Raw genomic sequence first — 22,893 nt, forward strand, 5'->3', positions numbered from 1 at the left:
GTGCGCCGGCTTGTGCCCCACGTCAAGTGCTGTAATCGCACGACTGTGCGAAATACCGCGGTCGCGTGTGTGCGCCGCTCGATGCGCGTGCTGGCGATGGCGGCTGGAACCCGCTAGTACGGTGCGCGATAATCGAACGATCGAGCCGCGGGGTTGGAGAGACCCCGTCGGCTGCAACCGGGCTTCCAGATGCGACGAGACGCGGCGGCGACCACGAAGGCGAGGACGGGGACGCGGGGCGATGCGCCGGCTGCCGATCCGGAGCTGGGTGGCGGGGGGCCGGACGGGGTGGTGCCGTCCGATCCCAACATCATGACGTCGCTGGTGCGCGGCCTTCAGGTCATTCAGGCGTTCTCGCGCGACACCCCGGCGATGACCATCGCCCAGCTCAGCCAGAGGACCGGCATTCCGCGCGCGGCGGTGCGGCGGGTGCTCTACACCTTGCGGGCGCTCGGCTTCGCCGATGCCGAGGACGATCGCCGCTACGTGCTGCGGCCGCGCATCCTGGCGCTCGGCCATGCCTATCTGGGGGCGCTGCCGCTCACTCGCGTGGCGCAGCCGGTGCTGCGGCGGATCAGCGATGCGCTCGGCGAGTCGTGCTCCGTCGCGGTGCTCGATGGCGACGACATCGTCTATGTGGCGCGCGCCTCCGCGTCGCGGATCATGAGCATCGACCTGCATGTGGGCAGCCGGCTGCCGGCGGCTTTCACGTCGATGGGGCGGGTGCTGATCGCCTTCCGGCCCGACGATCTCGACGCGCGGCTCGGCCGCATCACGTTCACACCGTTCACCCCCAACACGCTGCGCGACGCGGCGGCGCTGCGGGCCGAGATCGCCCGCGTGCGCGAGACCGGCTATTCCGTGGTGGACCAGGAGCTGGAGCTCGGCCTGCGCTCCATCGCGGTGCCGGTGATGGCCCCGAGCGGTGTCGCGGTGGCGGCCGTCAATGTCGGCGTGCATGCGTCGCGGATGTCGGTCGCCGATCTCGTCGAGCACATCCAGCCGCGGCTGCGCGAGGCCGCCGCCGAGCTGTCGCTCTGCATCGGCTGAGCGGCCGCAGAAGTGCCGCACCGCGCCGGGCAGGGAGCGGCCCTGCGCCGGCGGCGGAACGCCCTCGCTGGACCTCGGCGTTCCGCGAGGCGACAATCCAAACCGCCTCTACGGTTCGCGTCCGCCGACCGTTCCGCCGACCCACCCCCGCCACTACCGCAAGCTGTAAAGCGAGGAGATCATCGTGAGTCTGACCGCAGCCATCAAGGGCGTCATCCCGATCTCGCCGACGCCGTTCCACGCCGACGGTCGCGTCGACGAAGCGTCGATGGACCGGCTGACCGACTACTTCACCGGCTGCGGTGTCGACGGCATCACCATCCTGGGGCAGCTCGGCGAGGCGCCGAAGCTGGAGTTTGCCGAGGCGCGCGCCATCGTGGCGCGCGTCTGCAAGCGCACCACGGTGCCGATCGTGGTCGGTGTCTCGGCGCCCGGCTTCGCCGGCATGCGGGCGCTCGCCCGCGAGGCGATGGAATGCGGCGCCGCCGGTGTGATGATCGGCCCGCCCAACACGCTGCGCACCGACGACCAGATCGTCGGCTACTACCGGCAGGCCGCCGAGGCGATCGGCGCCGACGTGCCCTTCGTGCTCCAGGACTACCCACTCACCTTCTCGGTGGTGATGACGCCGAACGTCATCAAGCGGATCGTCACCGAGAACGCCTCCTGCGTGGTGCTCAAGCATGAGGACTGGCCCGGTCTCGACAAGATCACGACGCTACGCGGCTTCGAGGCGGACGGCTCGATGCGCCACATCGCCATCCTGGTCGGCAATGGCGGCCTCTTCCTCGACTTCGAGATGGAGCGCGGCGCCGACGGCGCCAACACCGGCTACGCCTTCCCGGAGATGCTGGTCGATGTCGTGAAGCTGTCGGCGGCCGGCCATCGCGACGCGGCGCACGACCTGTTCGATGCGCATCTGCCCTATCTGCGCTACGAGCAGCAGCAGGGCTCGCTCGGTCTCGCGGTGCGCAAGTACGTCTACATGCGCCGCGGCCTGATCAGCTGTGACGCGCAGCGCAAGCCGTCGGTGGCGCTCAACGCTCACGCCAAGCAGGAGGTCGAGTACCTGCTGGCGCGCATCGCCCGCACCGACAAGCGGGCGGTGCTGAAGGCGGTGTGATCTGACGAAACGTCATGCGCGGGTGCAGACCCGCGCATCGACTTGTTCGCATGATGGATGGCCGGGTCGCGGCGCTCTGCGCCGGCCCGGCCATGACGGAAGATGCAGTCCGAGAGTGCTGCCGTGGTCATTCCGGAAGCCGCGAAGCGGCTGTCCGGAATCCAGCCGAGAGCTCCGGGTTTGCCGCTGGATTCCGGGCTCGCCGCTGCGCGGCGCCCCGGAATGACGGCGCACTGATCACCCGAAAACAGTATGACGCGCAGCGCCCGGGCCGCGCGGTCTACTTCACCCCGGGCAACGCCTGGACCAGCTTGCGGAAGGCGTCGCCGCGCACCTCGAAATTCTTGAACTGGTCGTAGGACGCGCAGGCGGGCGACAGCAGCACCACGGCGTGCTGGAGGCCGGCCGCGGCGGCGTCCTCGGCGGCCTGCGCCACCGCCTTGTCCAGCGTGCCGGCGATCGTCCACGGCGCCTTGCCGTCGAGCGTGCGCGAAAACTCCTCGGCCGCCTCGCCGATCAGATACGCCTTGCGGACGCGCGGGAAGAAGCTCTCCAGCGGCGTGATGCCGCCGGCCTTCGGTCGTCCGCCGGCGATCCAGAACACGTCCGAGAAGCAGGCCAGCGCCCGTGCGGCGGCGTCCGCGTTGGTGGCCTTGGAGTCGTTGACGAACAGGATCGAGCCGTAGCGGCCGACCTCCTCGATGCGGTGGGCGAGGCCCGGATAGGTGCGCAGGCCCGCCTGGATCGCCTTCGGGTCGGCGCCGAGCGCCAGCGCGGCGGCGGTGGCGCAGGCGGCGTTCTGGGCATTGTGGGTGCCGCGCAGGGTGGCGATGCCGCCGAGCAGCGCGATCTCGCGGCTGGCGGCGTTCTCGGCCTGCACGATGCGGCCGCCCTCGACGAAGAGGCCGTCGGCCAGCGGCCGGCGCACCGAGACGCGGACCACCCGGGTGCCGGCGCGTGCCACCCGGTCGGCGGCGGCCTGCGACCACGCGTCGTCGACGCCGATCACCGCGGTGCCGCCCGGCTGCACGCCGGCGACCAGCCGCTCCTTGAGCCCCGCATAGGCCGCCATGGTGCCGTGGCGGTCGAGATGGTCCTCGGTGACATTGAGCAGGATGCCGACGGACGGATCGAGGCTCGGGGCGAGATCGATCTGGAACGACGACACCTCGATGACGTGGACGAGCCCCGGCTGCGGCGGCTTCAGCGACAGGATGGCGGTGCCGATATTGCCGCCGATCTGCACCTCGCGGCCGGCGGCGGCGAGCAGATGCGCCGTCAGCGTCGTGGTGGTCGACTTGCCGTTGGTGCCGGTGATGGCGACGAAGTGAGCATTGGGGGCGTGGGCGGCGCGCTCGCGGCAGAACAGCTCGATGTCGCCGATCACCTCGACGCCGGCCGCGCGGGCGAGCCCGACGGTCCAGTGCGGCGCCGGGTGGGTGAGGGGGACGCCGGGAGCGAGCACCAGCGCGGCGATGCGCGACCAGTCGATGCCGCGCAGGTCGGCGGTCGGGATGCCGGCGCTCGCCGCGTATTCGATGCGCTCCGGGCTGTCGTCCCAACCGACCACGTCGGCACCGCCGGCGAACAGGGCGCTCGCGGTGGCCAGCCCCGAGGTGCCGAGCCCGAAGATCGCGACCTTGCGGCCTTTGAGCGTGGTGACGGGAACCATGGCCTCACCTCAGCTTCAGGGTCGACAGGCCGGCGAGCGCCAGCACCACCGAGATGATCCAGAAGCGGATCACGATCTGCGGCTCGGTCCAGCCGAGCTGCTCGAAATGATGGTGCAGCGGTGCCATCTTGAACACCCGCTTGCCGGTCAGCTTGAACGACACCACCTGGACGATCACCGACACCGCCTCCAGCACGAACAGGCCGCCGATGATGCCGAGCACCACCTCGTGCTTGGTCACCACGGCGACGGCGCCCAGCATGCCACCGAGGGCGAGCGACCCGGTGTCGCCCATGAACACCGAAGCGGGCGGCGCATTGAACCACAGGAAGCCGAGCCCGGCTCCCAGGATGGCGCTGCACAGCACCGCCAGCTCGCCGGCGCCGGGCACGAAGTTGAGCTGGAGATAGTCGGCGAACACCGCGTTGCCGACCACCCAGGAGATGCCGCCGAAGCTCGCCGCCGCGATCATCACCGGCACGATGGCGAGGCCGTCCAGCCCGTCGGTGAGGTTCACGGCGTTGCCGGCCCCGACGATGATGAAGGCCCCGAAGGCGAGGAAGAACCAGCCCAGATCGACGACCAGGTCCTTGACGAACGGGAAGGCGAGCGACGTCGTCAACGGCGCGCGGCCGAGATTGGCGAGGGCGAAGCAGGCCATCACGGCGATCAGCGTCTCCAGCGCCAGGCGGGTCTTGCCCGAGAAGCCCGCATGGGTCTGCTTGGTCACCTTCAGGTAGTCGTCGTAGAAGCCGATCATGCCGAACCCGAGGGTGACGCCGAGCACCACCCAGACATAGGGGTTCGCCGGGTTGGCCCACAGCACCGTCGACACCACCAGGCCCGACAGGATCATTAGCCCGCCCATGGTGGGGGTGCCGACCTTGGTGACGAGATGCGATTTCGGCCCGTCGGCGCGGATCGGCTGGCCCTTGCCCTGCTTCACCCGCAGCAGCTTGATGATGGTCGGTCCGAACAGGAACACGAAGGCGGCCGCCGTCACGATCGCGCCGGCGGCGCGGAACGTGATGTAGCGGAACACATTGAAGGCGCTGAACAGGTCCGACAGATCGGCGAGCCAGTAGAGCATGCGGGTCAGCCTCGCACCGGGAGGTCGTCGCGCGCCGCCGCAGCGGCGTAGCGGCGCACCAGGGACTTGACGATCGGCCCCATGCGGGACCCGAGAGAGCCTTTCACCATCACGGCGTCGCCGGGATGGACCGCGGCCAGCACCTGCGCCTCCAGCTCCTCGGCCGAGGCGGCGACGCCGCCGTGCCGCTCGGCCGGCAGCGCCTCCCACAGGTGGCGCATCAGCGGCCCGGCACAGAAGACGAGGTCGATGCGGTGCTCGATCACGGCCTCGGCGAGGCCGCGATGCAGCGCCTCGGCGGTGGGGCCGAGCTCCAGCATGTCGCCCAGCACGGCGATGCGGCGGCCGCGCGGGCCGACCGGCGCCTGGCCCAGCACCGCGAGGGCGGCGCGCATCGAGGTCGGGTTGGCATTGTAGCTCTCGTCGATCAGCAGCGCCTCGCCGGTTCCCATCGCGAGGGTGAGGCGGGTGCCGCGGCCGGCGGCCGGCCGCTGCGCGGCGAGCGCCAGGGCGGCGAGCGCCAGGTCGGCGCCGAGCAGCGTGGCGGCGGTGAGCACGGGCAGCGAGTTGAGCACGAAGTGCCGCCCCGGTGCGCCGATCCGGTAGTCGACGAGGGTGCCGAGGATCGACGCCTCGGCGGTCGAGCCGTCGTCCTGGAGCGCGTGGCGGACGAGCCGCGAGTCGGCCTCGGCGTGCTCGCCGAAGGTCACCACGCGGGCGACCCCGGCCTCTTCGGCGCGTTGCTTCAATTGCTGCCAGTACGGATTGTCGCGGTTGATCACGGCGGCGCCGCCGGGCTCCAGGCCCAGGAAGATCTCCGCCTTGGCATCGGCGATGCCGGCGACCGAGCTGAAGTTCTCGAGATGCACGGCCTCGACCGTGGTGACGATAGCGACGTGCGGGCGCACCAGCTTCACCAGCGGGGTGATCTCGCCGGCATGGTTCATGCCGATCTCGAACACGGCGTATTCGGCCGTCTCGGGCAGGCGGGCGAGGGAGAGCGGCACGCCCCAGTGATTGTTGAAGGAGGCGAGCGAGGCGTGGGTCTCGCCGTCGGCGCCGAGCGCGATGCGCAGCGCCTCCTTGGTCGAGGTCTTGCCGACCGATCCGGTGACCGCGACGATGCGGGCGGGCGAGCGGGCGCGCGCCGCGACGGCGAGATCGCGCAGCGCCGCCAGCACGTCGTCGACCACCAGCAGCGGCGCATCGGTCGGAGCGGCATCGCGCCGCGCGGCCGACACCACGGCGAGGGCGGCGCCGTTCGCCAGCGCCTGGCCGACGAAGTCGTGGCCGTCGAGCCGGTCGCCCGTGATGGCGAAGAACGCCTCGCCGGCCGACACGGTGCGGCTGTCGATGGAGAGGCCGGTCACGGCCGCGGGCAGCGGGCCGCCGCGCGCGGCGCCCATCGCCTCCGCCATGGCGGCGACGGTCCACAGGGGCGGTGTGGTCATGCGTTGATCTCCCGCAGGGCCGAAAGGACCGCCTCGTGGTCGCTGAACGGCAGGGTGGTGCCCTGGATGGTCTGGCCGGTCTCGTGGCCCTTGCCGGCGACCAGCAGCACGTCGCCGTCGGCGAGCGACGCGATGGCGACGTGGATGGCACGGCGGCGGTCGCCGATCTCGACGGCGCCCGGCGCCGCCTGAAGGATCGCGGCCCGGATGGCGGCGGGGTCCTCGCTGCGCGGATTGTCGTCGGTGACGATGACGCGGTCGGCCTTCTCGGCCGCGATCGCGCCCATCAGCGGGCGCTTGCCGGTGTCGCGGTCGCCGCCCGCCCCGAACACCACGACGAGCTTGCCGCGGGCATAAGGGCGCAGGGCGTCGAGCGCCTTGGCGAGGGCGTCCGGCTTGTGGGCGTAGTCGACGAAGATCGGCGCGCCGCAGCGGTGGCCGACCAGCTCCAGCCGGCCTTTGGCGCCGGTGAGCCCTTCGAGCTGCTCGAACACCGCCGTCGGCTCGTCGCCCGTCGCGATCGCCTGGCCGGCCGCGACCAGCGCGTTGTCGACCTGGAAGGCGCCGACCAGCGGCAGCCGCACCCGACAGGTGCGGCCCGCATGCGCGATGGTGACGGTCTGCGAGAAGCCGTCGATGTCGACCGCCGCGGCCCGGATGTCGGCGCCGGCCCTGCGGCCGACGGTCAGTACGCGGACGCGGCGGGCGCGGGCGGCGGCCACCACGGCGTCGGCATGGTCGTGGTCGATGTCGATCACGGCGGTGCCGTCGGCGGCCAGCAGCCGCTCGAACAGGCCGAGCTTGGCGGCCAGATACGCCTCGAAGGTGAGGTGATAGTCGAGGTGGTCGCGGGTGATGTTGGTGAAGCCGGCGACCGCGACCCGGACGCCGTCGAGCCGGCGCTGCTCGATGCCGTGCGAGGAGGCTTCGAGGGCCAGATGGGTGACGCCTTCGCCGGCGACGCGGTCGAGCGTCATGTGCAGCGCTACCGGGTCCGGCGTGGTGAGCGAGCCGTACTCCTCGGTGTCGGGGGTGACGAGCCCGATGGTGCCGATCGAGGCGGCGCGATGGCCGAGCCCGGTCCAGATCTGGCGCGTGTAGGCGGCCACCGAGGTCTTGCCGCTGGTGCCGGTGACGGCGGCGACGACGGCGGGCTGGCGCGGGTGGAGGCGGGCGGCGGCGACCGCCAGCGCCCGGCGCACATCGTCGACCAGCACCAGCGCCACCGTGTCGGGCAGGGGGGCGGACGGGGGGCGCTCGGCCAGCACGGCGGCGGCGCCCTGGGCCACCGCGGCCGGCACGAAATCGAGCCCGTCCGCCCGGGTGCCGGGCACCGCCGCGAACAGGGCGCCCGGCGTCACGGCGCGGCTGTCCGCCGTCACCGCCGTGATCGGCCGCTCGCCCTGCGGCGCTTCGACCCGAGCGCTCGGTTCGACAAGATCGCTCAATCGCATGGTGGTTCCGCCGTGCTCTTGCCGGAGCACCGCTCCGGCCGCCCGGAGCTCTGCTCCGGCGGCTCCGGTTTAGCATGTTCGCCCACGGGAGAAAGCAAGGCGGCCGATCGAATGCTGCGACGCAACATCAGGAATTCGTCCCAAGCCTCGGAGCCTAAAGATTGAGCGGGATTTCGATGTGCTCAATTCGCCATCACGATCGACTTCTGGTAGCATTCCGGCGGGATCGCGCCGGACGTCACGCGGCCGACCCGGGGGAAGCGCGGCCGAGGAGACTTTCAGTCGAAGAATTTGAGTTGAGGAGTTCGAGACATGGCGACGCTCGCGACCGCGACTTTGACCGGACGGTCGGGCTGCGAATATCCGTTCCTGGCCTATGCGCGCGACACCGAGTTCAAGGCGATGGGGGCCGTCTACGTGGTGGCCATCCGGTACGAGGCGCCGATCGGGCCGACCTATCGCTACGTGTATGTGGGCGAGACCCGCGACCTGTCCGACAATCCGCTGACGCATTGCCGCACCGGGTGCTTCGAGCGCATCGGCGCCAACAGCCTGTTCGTCCGCATGGAGGGCAATGCGCAGCGCCGCGCCGAGATCGTCCAGGATCTGCGCGAGCAGTACGATCCGTGCTGCAACAGCAACGGCCGCGGCATCTGCGATTACCCGACGATCGAGTGCCCGCTGGTCTGGCCGCTGGGACTGTAGGGGGATATCGCGTCCGGCGCCGGCGAGGGCGGGCGTGCTTCTGGAGCCTGTCGTCCGGAGCGAGCGTAGCAAAACCCGGTCTACTGCCCGAGCGCCGCGCCTCTGATGCCAACGGCAGCGCGCTCGGACTGCATCCTCGGTCATGGCCGGGCTTGTCCCGGCCATCCACGTCCTTGTCGCTGCTCGGCGTAAAGTCGTGGATGCCCGGCAGGCCGGGCCTGACTCCCGCGCAGCCTCGTCGGCATTTTCTCTGCTCGCCAAGCAAGAAGGGCGGCGCCCGGAGGCGCCGCCCTGTGGCGTGGTCCTGTTCTTCTGACGCCTATTCGAACCGTCCGGCCGCGTGGGCCAGCATGGTGTAGACCTTGCCGGTCTCGGAGGTCAGGTAGGTGCGGGCCACCACCTGGCCGCGATCGTTGCGCGACACCTCCTCGAGCAGCCGCTCGAACTCGTCCACATAGCGGTCGACGGTCTGCTTGAACTCCCGGTCGGCCCGGTAGCGCTTGCGGATCTCGTCGAAGGTCTTCTGGCCCTGCATGGTGTAGAGCCGCCGGGTGAAGACGTTCCGCTCGCCGCGATTGTAGCGGTCCCACAGCTCGGCCGCTGCATCGTGGTCGATCATGCGGGCGATGTCGACCGACAGGGCGTCGAGCGACTCGATGGTGTAGCGCGCGGCCCGATCCTCCCCACGGCCGTCTCCACGCCCGTCCTGGCGCGAGCCCTCGCCGCCGCGCGGCAGGGTCTGCGGCTGGCTCTGGTCGTCGTCGTCCCGCGAGGCGCGGCTGAGCAGGTCGGAGAGCCAGCCGCCACGGCCGCCCTTGCCGTCGGTCGGTGCGGTCGGCGGTGCCCCGGTCGGCGGCTCGGGCAGACGCTCGACCACCCGGCGCGGTGCCGGCGGCGGGGCGGGCGGCCCCATCGGCATCTCGGCCCGCGGCGGTGCCTCGCGCATCGCCTTGCGCGATCCACCCTCGCCACGTCCACCCTCGCTGCGTCCGCCGCCGACGGCGGCGACCGCCGGCTCCTCCCGATAGGTGCGCCGCGCCGGCTCCACCGCCGCCGTGTCGAGGCTGCGGCCGTGGCGGGCGACGATGCGGTTCAGCTCGGCCAGCGCCTCGATCTGGTCGACGATGACGCGCCGCATCTGGGCCGCGCTCTCGGCGGTCTCCTGCGGCAGCTCGAGGATGCCGCGGCGCAGCTCCTGCCGGGTGCCCTCCAGCTCGCGCTGCATCTCCGCCGTCATCTGCTTCATGCCCTGGAGCACCTCGGTGAAGCGCGTGCTGGCGGTTTGCAGCATCGACTCCGCCTCGTTGGCGGTCTGCCGGAACAGGGCATGCGCCTCGTTCGACGCCTGCTCGTAGACGCCGCGCAGGCTCTCGGCGGTGCGCTGACGCTCCTCCTCGGCGGTGAGGCGGACGCGCTCGTGGTTCTCGGCGATCGAGCGTGCCCCCTGCGAGCTCGCCTCGGCGACCAGCCGGGCGATGTCGCGGGCGCGGCCCTCGGCGGCGCCGAGCGACTCCTCCAGGAGATCGGAGAAGCGCTTGAGCCGCTGGTCGAGATCCTCGGTGCGGCCGTCCAGGGTGGTGACGATCGCCTCGAGGTCGGCACGCCGGTCGGACAGCACCTCCTCGCTGCGCCGGTTCGAGCCCTCGATCAGCTCCACCATGTCGGCGAGCGAGCGGCCGTGGCCGTCGAACTGGGCGACGATCTCGCCGAGCTCCGACATCACCTTGCCGCTGATGTCCTGGAACGACACGATGTGCTCGTTGACGCGGTCGGTGGTCTGGCTGGTGCGGGCCAAGAGCTCGTTCATGGTGGTGACGAACTCGCCGACGCGCGACGACAGGCCCTGCTCGATGGCGCCGAGATTCTCCTGGGCGCCGCCCAGCACCTCCTGGATGAGGCCGTTGGCCTCGCGCAGCCGCTCGAACAGCGCCGTGGTGTCGGAGCGCAGCATGCCGTGCGTCTCCAGGATCTCCGACACGGTGGCGACGGCGGTCTGCTTGGACTGCTCGATCGCTCCCTCGGAGACCTTCTGAAGCTCCTCGATCCGCTCGAGGATCGAGGCGGTCGACTGCTCCACCGCGGCCCGGGTCGCCTGCTGAAGCTCCTGGGCGCGCTGGGCCAGCACGGTGCCGGACTGGCCGACCGTGCGGGTGGTGGCGTCCTGAAGCTCCTGGGTCTTCTGGGCGAGCAGGGCGGCCGACTGGCCGACCGTGCGGGTGGTGGCGTCCTGGAGCTCCTGGCTCTTCTGGGCGAGCAGGGCGGTCGACTGGCCCACCGCGGTCTTGGTGGCCTCCTGGAACTCCTGCGCCTTCTGGGTGAGGGTCGCGGCCGACTGCGCCACCGTGCTGCGGGTGGTCTCCTGGAGCTCCTGGAGCTTCTGGGTGATGCCGGCGGCCGACTGGGCGACCGTGCTGCGGGTGATCTCCTGCCAGTCCTGCATCCGCTTGGTCAGCGCCGCGGCCGACTCGGTCACCGCGCTGCGCGAGGTGTCCTGGAGGTCCTTGAGCGACTTGTTGACCGAGTCGGTGGCCTTGACGCTGGCCTCGGTGATGACCCGGGCGAGCTCGTTGGAGTTGTCCATCATGGTCTGGGTGAAGGCGAACGCCTTCGCCTCGATGGACTTCACGGCGTGGTCGGTGACCCGGCTCATGCCGGCCGTGAACTCGTTGCCCTTGGCGGTCATCGCCGACAAGAGGCCGCTGCTCTTCTCGTCGAGCACATGGTTGAGCTCGCCGGAGCGCTGCTCGATCGCCTGGGCGATCTCCTCGGCCTTGCCCACGAAGGTAGCGGCGACCTCGGTGCCGAGGCCGACCAGCGTCTGCTGCACCTCGGCGGCGTTGCGCTTGAGCGTCTCGGCCACGTTGGCGCCGACCGCCGACAGGGTGCGCTCCACCTCGGCGGCGTCGCCCCGCAGGGTGCCGCTCACCTCGTTGGAGAGCCCGGTCAGGGCGTGCTCGATTTCGGCGGTGTCCTGGCGCAGGCGGCCGCTGATGGTGCCGGCGACCGTGGTCAGGGTGCGCTCGAACTCGCTGGTGTCCTGGCGCAGCGTGCCGCTGACCCCCTCGACCGCGCCGGAGAGCAGCCGCTCCACCTCGGCGGCGTCCTGCCGCAGCGTGCTGCTGAGACCGGCCGACAGCGCGCGCAACAGGCGCTCGATCTCGGCCGCATCCTGCTTCAGCGTCCCGCTGACGCCGGACGAGGTGGTGGTGAGCAGGCGCTCCAGCTCGGCGGCGTCCTGGCGCAGCGTGCCGGTCATGCCGGACGACACCGTGGCCAGCAGCTCCTGGATCTCGCCGATCACCTCGCGCAGCGTGTCGGTCGACACGCCGGCGGCGCGCAGGATGGTGGTCTCGGCGTCGGCGGTGGTGCCGCGGATGGCGCCGGTGGCCGAGGCGGTGACGCGCTCGATCGCGACCTCCGCCTCGGTGGTGTGGGTCTTGACGGCGTCGGCGAGCTGCTCGATGCGGCCGGCGAGCGTCTCGGTGGTGGTCCGGCTGCGGCTCTCGACGTCGCGCACCGCCGCGTCGAGCCGGGTGGCCAGCATCTCGGTGACGGCGTTGCTGCGGGTCTCGAGGTCGCGCGAGGCGGTGTCGAAGCGGCTCGCCAGCAGCGCGGTGGCGGCGTCGCTGCGGACCTCCAGCGACCGGGCGGCCTCCTCGGCACGGGCGACCAGGAGGGCGGTGGCGGTGTCGGTGCGGCTCTCGATCGCGTGAGTGACCGAGACGGCCTGCTCGGCCAGCGTCGCGGCGAGGCCGGTGGAGCGGCTTTCCATCTCCGACCCGAAGGTCTCCATCCGCTCGCTGAGGAACGAGGCGGCGGTGTTGCTGCGCACCTCGATGTCGCGGGCGAAGCCGTCGAAGCGCTCGAACAGCGACGTCGCCGTGCTGCCGGAGCGGGCCTCGATCTCGGCGGCGAGCCGATCGATGCGGGCCGCGAACGTCTCGGCGGCGGTGCCGGTGGACAGGGTGATGTCCTGGGCCAGCGCGGCGGTGCGGGCGACGAGCTCGTCGGCGGCCGTGCGGGTGCGCACCTCGATCTCGGCGGTGACGCTGTCGGCGCGACCCAGCAGGGCGTCGGCGGCGGCGCGGCTGCGCGTCTCGACCTCGGCCGAGGCCGCGCCGATGCGCTCCACCAGCGTGCCGGCGGCGGCGAGCGTCCGCGTCTCGACGTCGCCCGTCACCGCGACGGCGCGATCGAGCAGCAGATCGGCGACCGCCTGGGTGCGGCTCTCCAGATCCGTGGTGGCGGTGCCGATGCGGCCCACCAGGCTGCCGACCGCGGCCTCGCCGCGAACCTCCAGGTCGGTGGTGGCGCCGGCGAGGCGGTCCACCAGGCTGGAGACGACGGTCTGGCTGCGGCCTTCGAGGTCCGCGGTGGCGATGCCGATGCGGCCCGCCAGGGTGTCGACGGCGGCCTCGCCGCGGGTCTCCAGGTCGGCGGTGGCGCCGGCGAGGCGGTCCACCAGGCTGGCGACGACGGTCTGGCTGCGGCCTTCGAGCTCGATCGTGGCGCCGGCGACGCGATCCACCAGGGTGGTGACCACCGCCTGGCTGCGGCCTTCGAGGTCCGCGGTGGCGGTGCCGATGCGATCGACCACGGTCGCCACGGCGGCCTGGCTGCGGCCTTCGAGTTCGGCGGTGGCGGTGCCGATGCGGTCCGCCACCGTCGCGACGACGGCCTGGCTACGGCCTTCCAGCTCGGTGGTGGCGGTGCCGATGCGGTCCACCAAGCCTGCGACCACGACCTGACTGCGGGTTTCGACCTCGCCGGTCAGGGTCTCGACCCGGCCCAGCAGCGCGTCGGCCGCGGTGCGGGTCCGCATCTCGATCTCGTGGGTGACCGCCTGGGTGCGATCGAGCAGTGCGTCGGCGACCGCCTTGCTGCGGTTCTCGATGTCGCCGGTGAGCTGCTCGGCGCGGCCGAGCAGCAGGTCGGAGGCCGCCTTGCTGCGCGCTTCGATCTCGCCCGTCAGGGCGACCGCGCGGGTGACCAGCAGATCCTCCAGGCGCGCGATGCGGCTGTCGAGGGTGGCGGCGACCTCGGTGGAGCGGGCCGCCAGCGCGCCGTCGATCTCGCCCATCTTGCTGCCGATGGTGTCGACGAACTGCTGACCGCCCGAGTTGATCAGGTCGGTGATGGCGTCGACCCGGCGCTCCAGCGCGGCGACGACCTCCTTGCTGCTCTCCCCGACGGTCTTGCCGATATCGGCGACGCGGCTCGTCAGGGTCTCGCCGATCGTCAGCGTGCGCTGATCGAGGGCATCCTGGAACCGCATCAGGCGGCTCTCCAGCAGGTCGGCGACCTCGGTGGACTTGGTGCCGACGCGGCTGTCGAAGCCGTCGAGATAGATCTTCAGGGTGTCGTTGACCTCCTGGGTGCGCTGGCCGATGCGCTCCACCAGGTCGCCCCCGTAGGTCTTCACAGTGCGGTCGAACTCGGCGAGGTGGCGGGTGATCAGGCTCGCCAGCGTGGCGCTGTCGCGGCCGATGCGCTCGGCCAGCTCGCTGCCGCCGGTGGTGAACATCTCCTCGAAGGCGCGCAGACGCTCCGACAGCATCTCGCGCACCTGGTCGCCGCGCGAGCCGAGCTGATCGGCCAGCTCGCCGGAGCCGGTGGTGAGGATCTCCTCGAAGGCGCGCAGGCGCTCCGCCAGCAGCTCGCGCACCTCGTCGCCGCGGTTGCCGACCGTGTCGGCCAGCGCCTGGGCGCTGTCGGTGAGGGTGCGGGTGAACAGCTCGCCGCGGTTCTCGAGGGTGTCGGTGATGTGCGATCCGGTCTCCTCCAGCTTGGAGACGATGTCGCCGCCGCGCAGGCTGAGATCGAGGACGATCGAGTCGCCGGTCGCCTTGAGGGTGTTGTTCACCTCGTCGACCCGGGTCGCGATGGTGTCGGCGATCTGGCTCGAGGTGTCGACCAGCGTGCCCGCGATGGCGTCGGAATGCTCGATCACCATGGTGGTGATCTCGCGCGAGCGGGTCTCCATCAGCTCGACCAGCGAGATGGTCTTCTGGGCGAACTCGTCGGCCACGTTGTCGAGGCGGCCGCCCAGCATGTCCCGCATGTTGTCGGCGATCTCGATGATGGCGTCGTTGAGATGGCCGGTCTTGAGGTTGAGCCCGTCGGTCAGGCGGTCGCTGACCGCCTCGATGGCGCGGGTGGCCTCGTCGCTAGTGCGCTCCAGACGCTCCAGCAGATCGCCGCCGCGCTCGCCGAGCGCCGCGATCATCGAGTCGCCGGCCTGGCCGAGCGCCAGGGTGATGTGCTCGCCCTTGTCGGCGAGCGCCCGGGTGATGCGCTGGGCGACCTCGCCGACCCGGTCCCCGACCACCTCGCTGACGGTGAACAGCTCGTGCGACAGGTCGAGATGGACGCTCGAGATGGCGTTGCGCACCTGCTCGGCCTCGCTGACCAGCGTCTCGCGCTGCTGGGCGATGCCGTCGAGCAGGTTGCGGATGCGCACCTCGTTGTCGTTGTAGGCGCGTTCCAGCGCCGCCACCTCGTTGTTGACGAGGGTTTCCAGCTCGACCGCGCGGGCGATGGCACGCTCGACGCCGTCGCCCATGGCGGCGACCTCGCGGCGGATCGCCTGGCCGACATTGACGACGCTGTCGTAGGCCACGGTCTCGGGCTCGGCGAACCGCATGGCGGCGCGCGCCATCGCCTGGGCCACGATGCGCAGCTCCTGCGAGCGCGCCACCATGTGGGCGAGGACGAAGAAGAAGACGATGGGGGCGGCGATGCCGGAGACGATGCCGAAGACGAGCGGCACCGCGACGGCGCCCTGGCTCATCAGCGCGCCGATCTCGCCCGCGTAGCCGAGCACCAGGCCGAGCGCCGAGATCGCCCACGCGGCACTGAACAGGGCGGCCACCAGGTAGGGGGTGCGGGCCGGGCGGCGCTGGAGCGACTGGAGCACCTGGCCGATGGTCTCGCGGTCGTCGTTGGCGGGCAGGGCCAGCGTGTCGTCGAGGCGCCGCGGCGGCGTGTCCGGGAAGTCGGGCAGGGGGTCGGTCGGGCGCGCCAGCGGGCGGTCGACCCGGACGTCGGTCGGGTTCGCAGGACTGTCCGAAGTGGTCTGCGTCGACGGCTCAGTGCCGCCGACGTTGAGGGCCTCCTGGATCGCCGACAGAGCGACCTCGGTCGGGTCCTTGGCCTTTTTCGGATAGTTCGCCATGTCGATCGTCGCCTCGTGCGCTACGCTGAACAGGACTGAGGCCCTGTGGATAAGGTGGCCGGACGGGCGATCACACGATCCCGTGACCACGCTCCGCAGGTGGGAATGACAATGCCGCTGGGATTCCCCCCCGTGGTGAGGCTATCCTAACGGCCTGCTAGCCCCGAGGAAACCAAGTTTGGTAACCCAATTTTAATCATCGTTAACGGTGCGCCCATGCCCGCCACTCCCGTACGCACGGACGACCGCCTGCCTCTGAGCCCTCTTCATCATGAGGGCGACAATGCGGCGTCTCTGCGGCCGTCCGAGCCGCAGCGGCGCTACCTCCTGCGCGGCCTGGACGAGCCCGGGGGCAAGCTCCCCCTGTTCGACGCCGATGGTCGCGCGGTGCCGCGCAAGACCGTCGAAGCCTGCGTGGCCCATGGTTGGGCCCGGCCGTGGTTCGACAATCCGCTGAAGCCCGATTGGCTGGTCTGCCGGCTGACCGCCGACGGCTACCGGGCACTCGGCCGCGAGCCACCGACCCGCTGACGCGGCAGCGCGTTCGCGACGCCGAGCTGCGCCCGGCGGCGCCACCCGCGTGCTCGTGCGTGCGTCGTTGCTCAAGCTTGGATCGTTGCTCATGCTTGGGTCCCCACCCGTCGCGCTCTCCCCGCGTCTCCGCGCGCCACATCCGGTTGCGCCAGGGTGGCGTCGGCCGGCGCGCTGCGGCGATCCTCGCCGTGATCCCGTCCCCCATGACGGAATGCTCATGTTTTCAGGGTCATAGCGCGAAGCGTCAAGGCGCGGTCGCAACCGTGGTCGAGAAAGCCTCGCCAAGTTGGCTCGAATTGTAGCGATCCCGCCGGGCCGGCGCGGCGGGCCGGCCAGATCGCCTGGGGTCCGGCTTCGCCGGGATCGCGGCTCCGGAAGCGCGATCGCGGCGGCTTGCGATCCGGGTGTTTACCCGGCGGTGACGGACCCGGCCGCACACTCGGGCAACAAAAGAACGTGCGGCCAGAAAAGACCGGGGCGTCACATGCACAAGCTGTCCGTTTGGGACCTCGATGTCCCGCCGGCGTCGCCGACCATCGCGACGGAGCCGATCGATCGCGTTCACCTGTTCCGGATGACCCTGGGCGACGCCCGGCTCCAGGCCGAGGTGCTCGCCCTGTTCGATCAGCAGATCGAGCTGCTGGTCGGTCGGATGGACACCGCGCCACCCGCGGTGGTGGCAACGCTGGCTCACACCCTCAAGGGCTCGGCCCGCGGGGTCGGCGCCTGGGCCGTGGTGGAGGCCACCGACGCCATCGAGACGGCGGTCGCGGCCGGGGCCACCTTGTCGGGGCCGATGGCGGCGCTGGCGCAGGCCGGGGCCGCCGTCCACGCCGCCATCGCACGAATGCGGCAGAGTGAAGCGGGCGAGGGGACCGGCTTGTAACCGGCGCCCGCGACCCCATCTAGGGGAGGAAGCTGGACGAGCCCCCCTCCCCCCCTCACAATCGTCCGGCCGACAGTGGCCCCGGTCCAAAAGCCGGGGCCATCTGGTCTCCGAGGCCCCGGTCGAAAGCCGGGGCCATCGGATGTTCGGCCAGGGTGATTCCTGGCCACGGGATCGAGATCGCCTCGTGCAGGCGACGGCCGCGCCGATGTGGCAGGTCGGTTTGCAGCGCAGGTCCGGACTTCGGTCCGAGACGGCGCGCAGCCGGGCCGCCCGTCCGGCACCGTGGCTGGCGCTGCACGAGGCGACCCTCTATAGAGGGCCGCCGGTCATTCCATTCGATCGTTTCCCTCCCCCGGCGGCGTGGGCCGCGCCCGCGCCGCGAGCATTCGAGCGACCCGTACGGCTTCCATGGTCAAGATCACCTTCGTCAGCGTCACCGGATCGTCCCAGACGGTCGAGGCCCAGCCGGGCGCGACCGTGATGGAGACCGCCATCAAGAACCGGGTGCCCGGCATCGAGGCCGAGTGCGGCGGCGCCTGCGCCTGCGCCACCTGCCACGTCTATATCGACGAGGCGTGGCGCGAGGTGGTCGGGCCGCCGACCGCCATGGAGGAGGACATGCTCGATTTCGGCTACGACGTGCGGCCGAATTCGCGCCTCTCCTGCCAGATCAAGGTGCGCGACGAGCTGGACGGGCTGGTGGTGCAGACCCCCGAGCGGCAGGCCTGAGCGGGCCGCGCGTCAGTCGATTTCGGGCACGGCCCCATCGCCGGCGCGCAGCCGCGCCGCCAGGTCCTCCGGAAGCGGCCGCGGCCGCCGCGTCTCGCCGTCGATCAGCACCACCGTGCTGTCGGCCAGCGCCGTGCAGCGATCATTCACGAACAGCGCCTGCCCGAAGGTGAGCGAGCTGGTGCCGAGCCGCGCCACCCGGGTGCCGATGGTGACGTCGGCGGGCCAATGCATCTCGCCCAGGAAGTCGATGGCGAGCCGCGCCTGCACCCAGGACGCGCCCGGCACCAGCATGGCGTGCCGCGGCCCGCGCAGCAGCACCACCCGGCCGGCCTCGAAGAAGGTGGCGAACACCGCGTTGTTGACGTGGCTCTGCAGGTCGAGATCGCGGTAGCGGATCGTCTGCACGACATGGTGCGGGAAGTCGTCCGGTCGCGGCGGGGAGCGGCGGCGCGCGGTGGTGTCGTCGGTCACGGGTTGCGGTCCTCGGGAGGGTGCCGTAAGGGGCGGGGAACATCGAGCCTGCGCCGTTAGACGACGCGCTGCCGGCCGCCGCAAGCCGGGCCGACCGTCGCCGACGCGCATCAGCAGCGGAACCGACCCATGTCCGACGTCATCGCCACCGACGCCCTCGTCATCGGGGCCGGGCCGTGCGGCCTGTTCGCCGTGTTCGAGCTGGGCCTGCTCGACATCAAGGCGCATGTGGTCGACGTGCTCGACAAGGTCGGCGGCCAGTGCGCCGAGCTCTATCCCGAGAAGCCGATCTACGACATCCCGGCGGTGCCACGCATCACCGGGCAGGGGCTCACCGACGCCCTGATGGAGCAGATCGCGCCGTTCGGCCCGACGTTCCGGCTCGGCGAGATGGTGGTGTCGGTGGAGAAGATCGGCGATCCGCTGTTCCGCTGCGTGACCGACCATGGGACGGTGTTCCAGGCCAAGGTGGTGGTGATCGCGGCGGGCGGCGGCTCGTTCCAGCCCAAGCGGCCGCCCATCAAGGATATCGAGGCGTTCGAGGACACCTCGGTGTTCTATGCGGTGCGCCAGATGGAGGTGTTCCGCGACAAGCGGCTGATGATCGTCGGCGGCGGCGACTCGGCGCTCGACTGGGTGGTCAACCTGCACCCGATCGCCCACCGCATCACCCTGGTGCATCGGCGCGACGAGTTCCGCGCCGCGCCCGACACCGTCAACAAGATGCGGGCGCTGGTCGAGCGCCGCGCCATGGACCTGATCATCGGTCAGGTGATGGCGGTGGAGGGCGAGGGCGGCGCCCTGGAGGCGGCGCTGGTGAAGACCAACGACGGCCGCATGATCGAGGTCCTGTGCGAGGCGATGCTGCCGTTCTTCGGCCTCACCATGAAGCTCGGGCCGATCGCCGACTGGGGCGTCGCGCTGACCGACGGCCTCGTCGCGGTGGATACCGAGAAGTTCGAGACCAGCGTGCCGGGCCTGTTCGCCATCGGCGACATCAACACCTATCCGGGCAAGCTCAAGCTGATCCTCTCCGGCTTCCACGAGGGCGCCCTGATGGCGCAGGCCGCCGCCCGCTACGTGTTCCCGGATCGCCGCCCGGTGTTCCAGTACACGACCTCGTCGACCAGCCTGCAAAGGAAGCTCGGGGTCGAGTGACGGAGAGCATCGTCCGCCGACGTGGGCTCCGGTTCGCCGTCGAGAATGCGATCCAATATGAACTTCTGGAGCGCGAGGCCCCGGGCGCGCCTCGCGGAACCCGGGACGGGCGCGCAGGTGCGCGCCGGCAGAGCCCTTGTTGTTTCAGGGGTTTTTCGTGGGACCCATGCTGGAAAATCGCCAAGTCCATGATGTAAAAGGCGAAAACGCCCTGCGATGGGGGCTCGTTCCGGGTTTGTGCAAAACCCCTTGACGGCTTCGGCCGGGGCTTGCTGGAAACGCCACCCAATTCCTGAGCTTGACGCGAGGGTTGCAGAGGATCAGTCTGGCGACCCTCCGCGACGTGAAGCGGATTGAAACCTTCGTGGGCGAACGTGAGGCCCAAGGCCTCGGCGTCTGGCGACCCTCCGCGACGTGAAGCGGATTGAAACACGCGGCCGGAGTAGGGGTTCACCTCGTAATCGGCGTCTGGCGACCCTCCGCGACGTGAAGCGGATTGAAACCTTCGTGGGCGAACGTGAGGCCCAAGGCCTCGGCGTCTGGCGACCCTCCGCGACGTGAAGCGGATTGAAACACGCGGCCGGAGTAGGGGTTCACCTCGTAATCGGCGTCTGGCGACCCTCCGCGACGTGAAGCGGATTGAAACTCCCAGTAGAAGTTGGGACGATTTCCTCCTGCGTCTGGCGACCCTCCGCGACGTGAAGCGGATTGAAACCTTGGCGGCCTTGTTCACCAGCTCGGCGAGGAGGTCTGGCGACCCTCCGCGACGTGAAGCGGATTAAAACGCCGCTGCCATTGTGGCGAGCGCGATAGCCTGTCTGGCGACCCTCCGCGACGTGAAGCGGATTGAAACCGGCGGGGGGTGGCGGGGGTGGCGCCGGGGGCTGTCTGGCGACCCTCCGCGACGTGAAGCGGATTGAAACCCTTTCTCATGAATCCCATGACCGACGATCGTCTAGCGACCCTCCGCGACGTGAAGCGGATTGAAACGTTCAAGAACGGGTCCATGGTGGTCTCCTTGGTCTAGCGACCCTCTGCGACGTGAAGCGGATTGAAACTGTTCGTCGCGGCATCGACGCACGACGCCGTCTCGTACCAGTCTGGCGACCCTCCGCGACGTGAAGCGGATTGAAACGCTCACCCCCAGCATCATGCGCCGCATCCGAACTCGGTCTGGCGACCCTCTGCCCAATACCAACGGCAGCACTCTCGGACTGCATCCTCCGGCACAAGGCCGGGCACGACGAGTCAGCATCAGCGGCTATCGGTATGAGAGAGTATGTCGCGAGGCCTCGTGCCCCGGACGCGGCGCGCAGTGCCGCGAGCCGGGGCCCAGAGCCGCAAGCGCCGTGATCGCCGCTCCTGGGTCCCGGGTCTCTGGCGCGTCGCGCCTGCGCCCGGGACACGCGGGATGCGACCAGATAGCTCGAGTCTGCCAGCCCTCCGCGACGTGACGCGGAGGGTCGCCCGGCGTGGCTCGCGCAGCGGGATGGCCGGGACGAGCCCGGCCCTGACGAAGAGAGCGGTCGGAAACCGCTGCCCGGTCAGTACACCTTGCCGATCATCTTGATGTCGGCCCACACCTCGCGGACCGTCTGGGTCATCTCGATCTTGCGGTCGGTATACCAAGTGTGCAGCAGGTGGTGCGCCTTCTCGGAGTTGGGCGCGCCGAGATAATCGCGATAGAGCGCCTGGACCTGCTCGTTGCGGTGCGACTGGCGCACCGGGCGGTCGCGGTCGATGCCGAACAGGGTGGCGCGCCGCTTGAGCGCGTGCGGCAGATACGCCTTCTTGGAGCGCAGCGTGCCGCCGCCGTCGACGCAGCCGCCCGGGCACGCCATCACCTCGATGAAGTCGTAGTCGGCGGTGCCGGCCCGCACCGCCTCGACCACCTGGCGGGTCGGCTTGAGGCCGTGGCACATCGCCACCTTCACGGTGCCGATGTCGCCGCCGAGATGCACCTGGGCGGCCCGCATGCCGTCGAAGCCGCGCAGCTGCTCGATCTCGGCCTGCTCCAGCTCGCGGCCGTTGACGACGAAGTACATGGTGCGGATCGCCGCCTCCATGACGCCGCCGGTGGTGCCGAAGATGGCGCCGGCGCCCGAGTACTCGCTCATGTACGGGTTGTCGAAGGTGGACGGCGGCAGCGACTTGAGGTCGATGCGCTCGCGTTGCAGCAGGCGGGCGAACTCGCGGGTCGACAGCACCACGTCGACCTCCGGCACCCCGTCGTGGATGAGCTGCCGCCGGGCGATCTCGTCCTTCTTGGCGATGCACGGCATGATCGAGATGACCCGGATGCGGGCCGGATCGATGCCCATCTTCTCGGGCAGATAGGTCTTGGCGAGCGTGCCGACGCACTGCTGCGGCGACTTGGTGGTCGACAGCATCGGCATGATGTCGGGATAGTGCCGCTCGACGAAGTTGATCCAGGCCGGGCAGCACGACGAGAAGGTCGGCCGCTGCTTCTCGGCCAGCCGATGCAGCAGCTCGGTGCCTTCCTCCATGATGACGAGGTCGGCGCCCCAGTTGGTATCGAGCACGATGCCAGCGCCGAGCATCTTCAGCGCCGTGATGATCTGGCCCTCGACATTGGTGCCGGGCGGCAGGCCGAACTCCTCGCCGAAGCCGACCCGCACGGCGGGTGCGAACTGCACCACCGTGACGAGCTCGGGATCGTACATCATCTCCAGGGCGCGGTCGGTCTCATCGCGCTCGCCGAGCGCGCCGGTCGGGCACACCAGCACGCACTGGCCGCACGTCACGCAGGCCGAATTCTTCTGAGTCAGCCCATGACGCAACCCGACCGCGGTGTCGAGCCCGCTGCCGATCTGGATCAAGGCGTCGACGCCCTGGCCGTCACGGCAGATGGCGATGCAGCGCTGGCAGCGGATGCAGCGCTTCATGTTGCGGATCAGCGCCGGCGACGAATTGTCGACCGGCCGCGCCTCGACGCGGGCGGGATCGTAGAAGCGGTTCTGCCGCAGGCCGACGAACTGGGCGACGTCCTGGAGATCGCACTTGCCGTGGCGGATGCAGGTGGCGCAGTCCTGGTCGTGGTCGGCGAGCAGCAGCTCGACCTGGAGCCGCTGCATCTCGCGCAGCTCCGGCGTGCGGGTGCGGATCTCGATGCCGTCCTGCATCGGCGTCGTGCAGGAGGCGACCAGGTGGGTCTTGTCGGAGCCCTTGGTGCGGATCTCGACCAGGCACACCCGGCAGGTGCCGGGCGCGTGGTCGATGTCGGACAGCTCGCACAGGGTCGGGATGTAGACGCCGTGGCGGCGCGCGCAGTCGAGGATGGTCTCGTCCGCGCGGCCGTCCACCGCGGTGCCGTTGATGGTCGCGGTCAGCGCGTCGGATTCCGGCTGGGTGATCTCGAAGGGGTCCATC

At 70.5% G+C, this 22,893-nt stretch carries 14 protein-coding genes and 1 CRISPR repeat array; of the genes, 7 read left to right on the forward strand and 7 right to left on the reverse strand.

Annotated elements, in window-relative coordinates:
* Nucleotides 1-189 precede the first annotated feature (189 nt).
* Both ACFQUV_RS05165 and ACFQUV_RS05170 read left to right on the forward strand, forming a co-directional pair.
* Nucleotides 190-1,050, forward strand: coding sequence for an IclR family transcriptional regulator C-terminal domain-containing protein (locus ACFQUV_RS05165; protein WP_129609714.1), 861 nt, complete (start codon nucleotides 190-192; stop codon nucleotides 1,048-1,050).
* Nucleotides 1,051-1,234: 184 nt separating this feature from the next.
* Nucleotides 1,235-2,173 (forward strand): dihydrodipicolinate synthase family protein, encoded by a 939-nt coding sequence (locus ACFQUV_RS05170; protein WP_129609712.1) that lies wholly within the window; start codon nucleotides 1,235-1,237, stop codon nucleotides 2,171-2,173.
* A gap of 280 nt (nucleotides 2,174-2,453) precedes the next feature.
* Here the strand turns inward: ACFQUV_RS05170 and murD are convergent, their stop codons facing one another.
* Genes murD through ACFQUV_RS05190 form a run of 4 tightly spaced genes read right to left on the reverse strand, consistent with a single transcriptional unit; the run spans nucleotide 2,454 to nucleotide 7,840 of the window.
* Entirely contained in the window at nucleotides 2,454-3,845 is a 1,392-nt protein-coding gene (gene murD / locus ACFQUV_RS05175) for a UDP-N-acetylmuramoyl-L-alanine--D-glutamate ligase (protein ID WP_129609711.1), read from the reverse strand.
* A gap of 4 nt (nucleotides 3,846-3,849) precedes the next feature.
* Nucleotides 3,850-4,935 (reverse strand): phospho-N-acetylmuramoyl-pentapeptide-transferase, encoded by a 1,086-nt coding sequence (gene mraY, locus ACFQUV_RS05180; protein ID WP_111388600.1) that lies wholly within the window; start codon nucleotides 4,933-4,935, stop codon nucleotides 3,850-3,852.
* A 5-nt stretch (nucleotides 4,936-4,940) separates the two neighbouring features.
* Nucleotides 4,941-6,386, reverse strand: a complete 1,446-nt coding sequence (locus ACFQUV_RS05185; protein WP_129609709.1) for a UDP-N-acetylmuramoylalanyl-D-glutamyl-2,6-diaminopimelate--D-alanyl-D-alanine ligase — start codon at nucleotides 6,384-6,386, stop codon at nucleotides 4,941-4,943.
* Nucleotides 6,383-7,840 (reverse strand): UDP-N-acetylmuramoyl-L-alanyl-D-glutamate--2,6-diaminopimelate ligase, encoded by a 1,458-nt coding sequence (locus ACFQUV_RS05190; protein WP_129609707.1) that lies wholly within the window; start codon nucleotides 7,838-7,840, stop codon nucleotides 6,383-6,385. The genes ACFQUV_RS05185 and ACFQUV_RS05190 overlap by 4 nt, the downstream gene beginning before the upstream one ends.
* 312 nt (nucleotides 7,841-8,152) lie before the next feature.
* Between ACFQUV_RS05190 and ACFQUV_RS05195 the strand changes: the two genes are divergently transcribed.
* Nucleotides 8,153-8,545 carry a hypothetical protein gene (locus tag ACFQUV_RS05195; RefSeq protein WP_129609705.1) on the forward strand — a complete coding sequence of 131 codons (393 nt, stop codon included), beginning with the start codon at nucleotides 8,153-8,155 and terminating at the stop codon, nucleotides 8,543-8,545.
* Nucleotides 8,546-8,864: 319 nt separating this feature from the next.
* On the opposite strand, the gene ACFQUV_RS05200 is transcribed toward ACFQUV_RS05195, so the two are convergent.
* A complete protein-coding gene (locus tag ACFQUV_RS05200; RefSeq protein WP_129609703.1) occupies nucleotides 8,865-15,719 on the reverse strand; it encodes a hypothetical protein in 6,855 nt (2,284 codons plus the stop codon).
* Nucleotides 15,720-15,935: 216 nt separating this feature from the next.
* On the opposite strand from ACFQUV_RS05200, the gene ACFQUV_RS05205 reads away from it, so the two are divergent.
* The 3 genes from ACFQUV_RS05205 (at nucleotide 15,936) to ACFQUV_RS05215 (ending at nucleotide 17,871) form a co-directional block, all read left to right on the forward strand.
* On the forward strand, nucleotides 15,936-16,250 hold the full coding sequence (locus ACFQUV_RS05205; RefSeq protein WP_207211513.1) for a hypothetical protein: 315 nt from the start codon (nucleotides 15,936-15,938) through the stop codon (nucleotides 16,248-16,250).
* A 487-nt stretch (nucleotides 16,251-16,737) separates the two neighbouring features.
* Nucleotides 16,738-17,139 (forward strand): Hpt domain-containing protein, encoded by a 402-nt coding sequence (locus ACFQUV_RS05210; protein WP_129609701.1) that lies wholly within the window; start codon nucleotides 16,738-16,740, stop codon nucleotides 17,137-17,139.
* A gap of 411 nt (nucleotides 17,140-17,550) precedes the next feature.
* Nucleotides 17,551-17,871: a 2Fe-2S iron-sulfur cluster-binding protein gene (locus tag ACFQUV_RS05215; protein ID WP_111386219.1), complete on the forward strand. Its 321-nt coding sequence runs from the start codon at nucleotides 17,551-17,553 to the stop codon at nucleotides 17,869-17,871.
* Between the two features lie 12 nt (nucleotides 17,872-17,883).
* On the opposite strand, the gene ACFQUV_RS05220 is transcribed toward ACFQUV_RS05215, so the two are convergent.
* A complete protein-coding gene (locus ACFQUV_RS05220; protein ID WP_244601629.1) occupies nucleotides 17,884-18,345 on the reverse strand; it encodes a thioesterase family protein in 462 nt (153 codons plus the stop codon).
* 129 nt (nucleotides 18,346-18,474) lie between these two features.
* Here ACFQUV_RS05220 and ACFQUV_RS05225 point away from each other — a divergent pair, with 129 nt between their 5' ends.
* Nucleotides 18,475-19,503, forward strand: a complete 1,029-nt coding sequence (locus ACFQUV_RS05225) for an NAD(P)/FAD-dependent oxidoreductase (protein WP_129609699.1) — start codon at nucleotides 18,475-18,477, stop codon at nucleotides 19,501-19,503.
* Between the two features lie 323 nt (nucleotides 19,504-19,826).
* Nucleotides 19,827-20,638: a CRISPR direct-repeat array (repeat unit 37 nt; unit sequence GTCTGGCGACCCTCCGCGACGTGAAGCGGATTGAAAC).
* A 409-nt stretch (nucleotides 20,639-21,047) separates the two neighbouring features.
* Here the strand turns inward: ACFQUV_RS05225 and ACFQUV_RS05230 are convergent.
* Nucleotides 21,048-22,892: a [FeFe] hydrogenase, group A gene (locus tag ACFQUV_RS05230; protein ID WP_244601470.1), complete on the reverse strand. Its 1,845-nt coding sequence runs from the start codon at nucleotides 22,890-22,892 to the stop codon at nucleotides 21,048-21,050.
* Nucleotide 22,893: the final 1 nt, after the last annotated feature.

The organism is Rhodoplanes sp. P11 (assembly GCF_964266735.1).
GTDB lineage: Bacteria > Pseudomonadota > Alphaproteobacteria > Rhizobiales > Xanthobacteraceae > Rhodoplanes > Rhodoplanes serenus.

Bases quoted from the DNA above. Each gene is read 5' to 3' on its own strand.
- ACFQUV_RS05165 (WP_129609714.1), top strand. From the start codon at position 190: ATGCGACGAGACGCGGCGGCGACCACGAAGGCGAGGACGGGGACGCGG.
- murD (WP_129609711.1), bottom strand. From the start codon at position 3,845: ATGGTTCCCGTCACCACGCTCAAAGGCCGCAAGGTCGCGATCTTCGGG.
- mraY (WP_111388600.1), bottom strand. From the start codon at position 4,935: ATGCTCTACTGGCTCGCCGATCTGTCGGACCTGTTCAGCGCCTTCAAT.
- ACFQUV_RS05185 (WP_129609709.1), bottom strand. From the start codon at position 6,386: ATGACCACACCGCCCCTGTGGACCGTCGCCGCCATGGCGGAGGCGATG.
- ACFQUV_RS05190 (WP_129609707.1), bottom strand. From the start codon at position 7,840: ATGCGATTGAGCGATCTTGTCGAACCGAGCGCTCGGGTCGAAGCGCCG.
- ACFQUV_RS05195 (WP_129609705.1), top strand. From the start codon at position 8,153: ATGGCGACGCTCGCGACCGCGACTTTGACCGGACGGTCGGGCTGCGAA.
- ACFQUV_RS05200 (WP_129609703.1), bottom strand. From the start codon at position 15,719: ATGGCGAACTATCCGAAAAAGGCCAAGGACCCGACCGAGGTCGCTCTG.
- ACFQUV_RS05205 (WP_207211513.1), top strand. From the start codon at position 15,936: ATGCCCGCCACTCCCGTACGCACGGACGACCGCCTGCCTCTGAGCCCT.
- ACFQUV_RS05210 (WP_129609701.1), top strand. From the start codon at position 16,738: ATGCACAAGCTGTCCGTTTGGGACCTCGATGTCCCGCCGGCGTCGCCG.
- ACFQUV_RS05215 (WP_111386219.1), top strand. From the start codon at position 17,551: ATGGTCAAGATCACCTTCGTCAGCGTCACCGGATCGTCCCAGACGGTC.
- ACFQUV_RS05225 (WP_129609699.1), top strand. From the start codon at position 18,475: ATGTCCGACGTCATCGCCACCGACGCCCTCGTCATCGGGGCCGGGCCG.
- ACFQUV_RS05230 (WP_244601470.1), bottom strand. From the start codon at position 22,892: ATGGACCCCTTCGAGATCACCCAGCCGGAATCCGACGCGCTGACCGCG.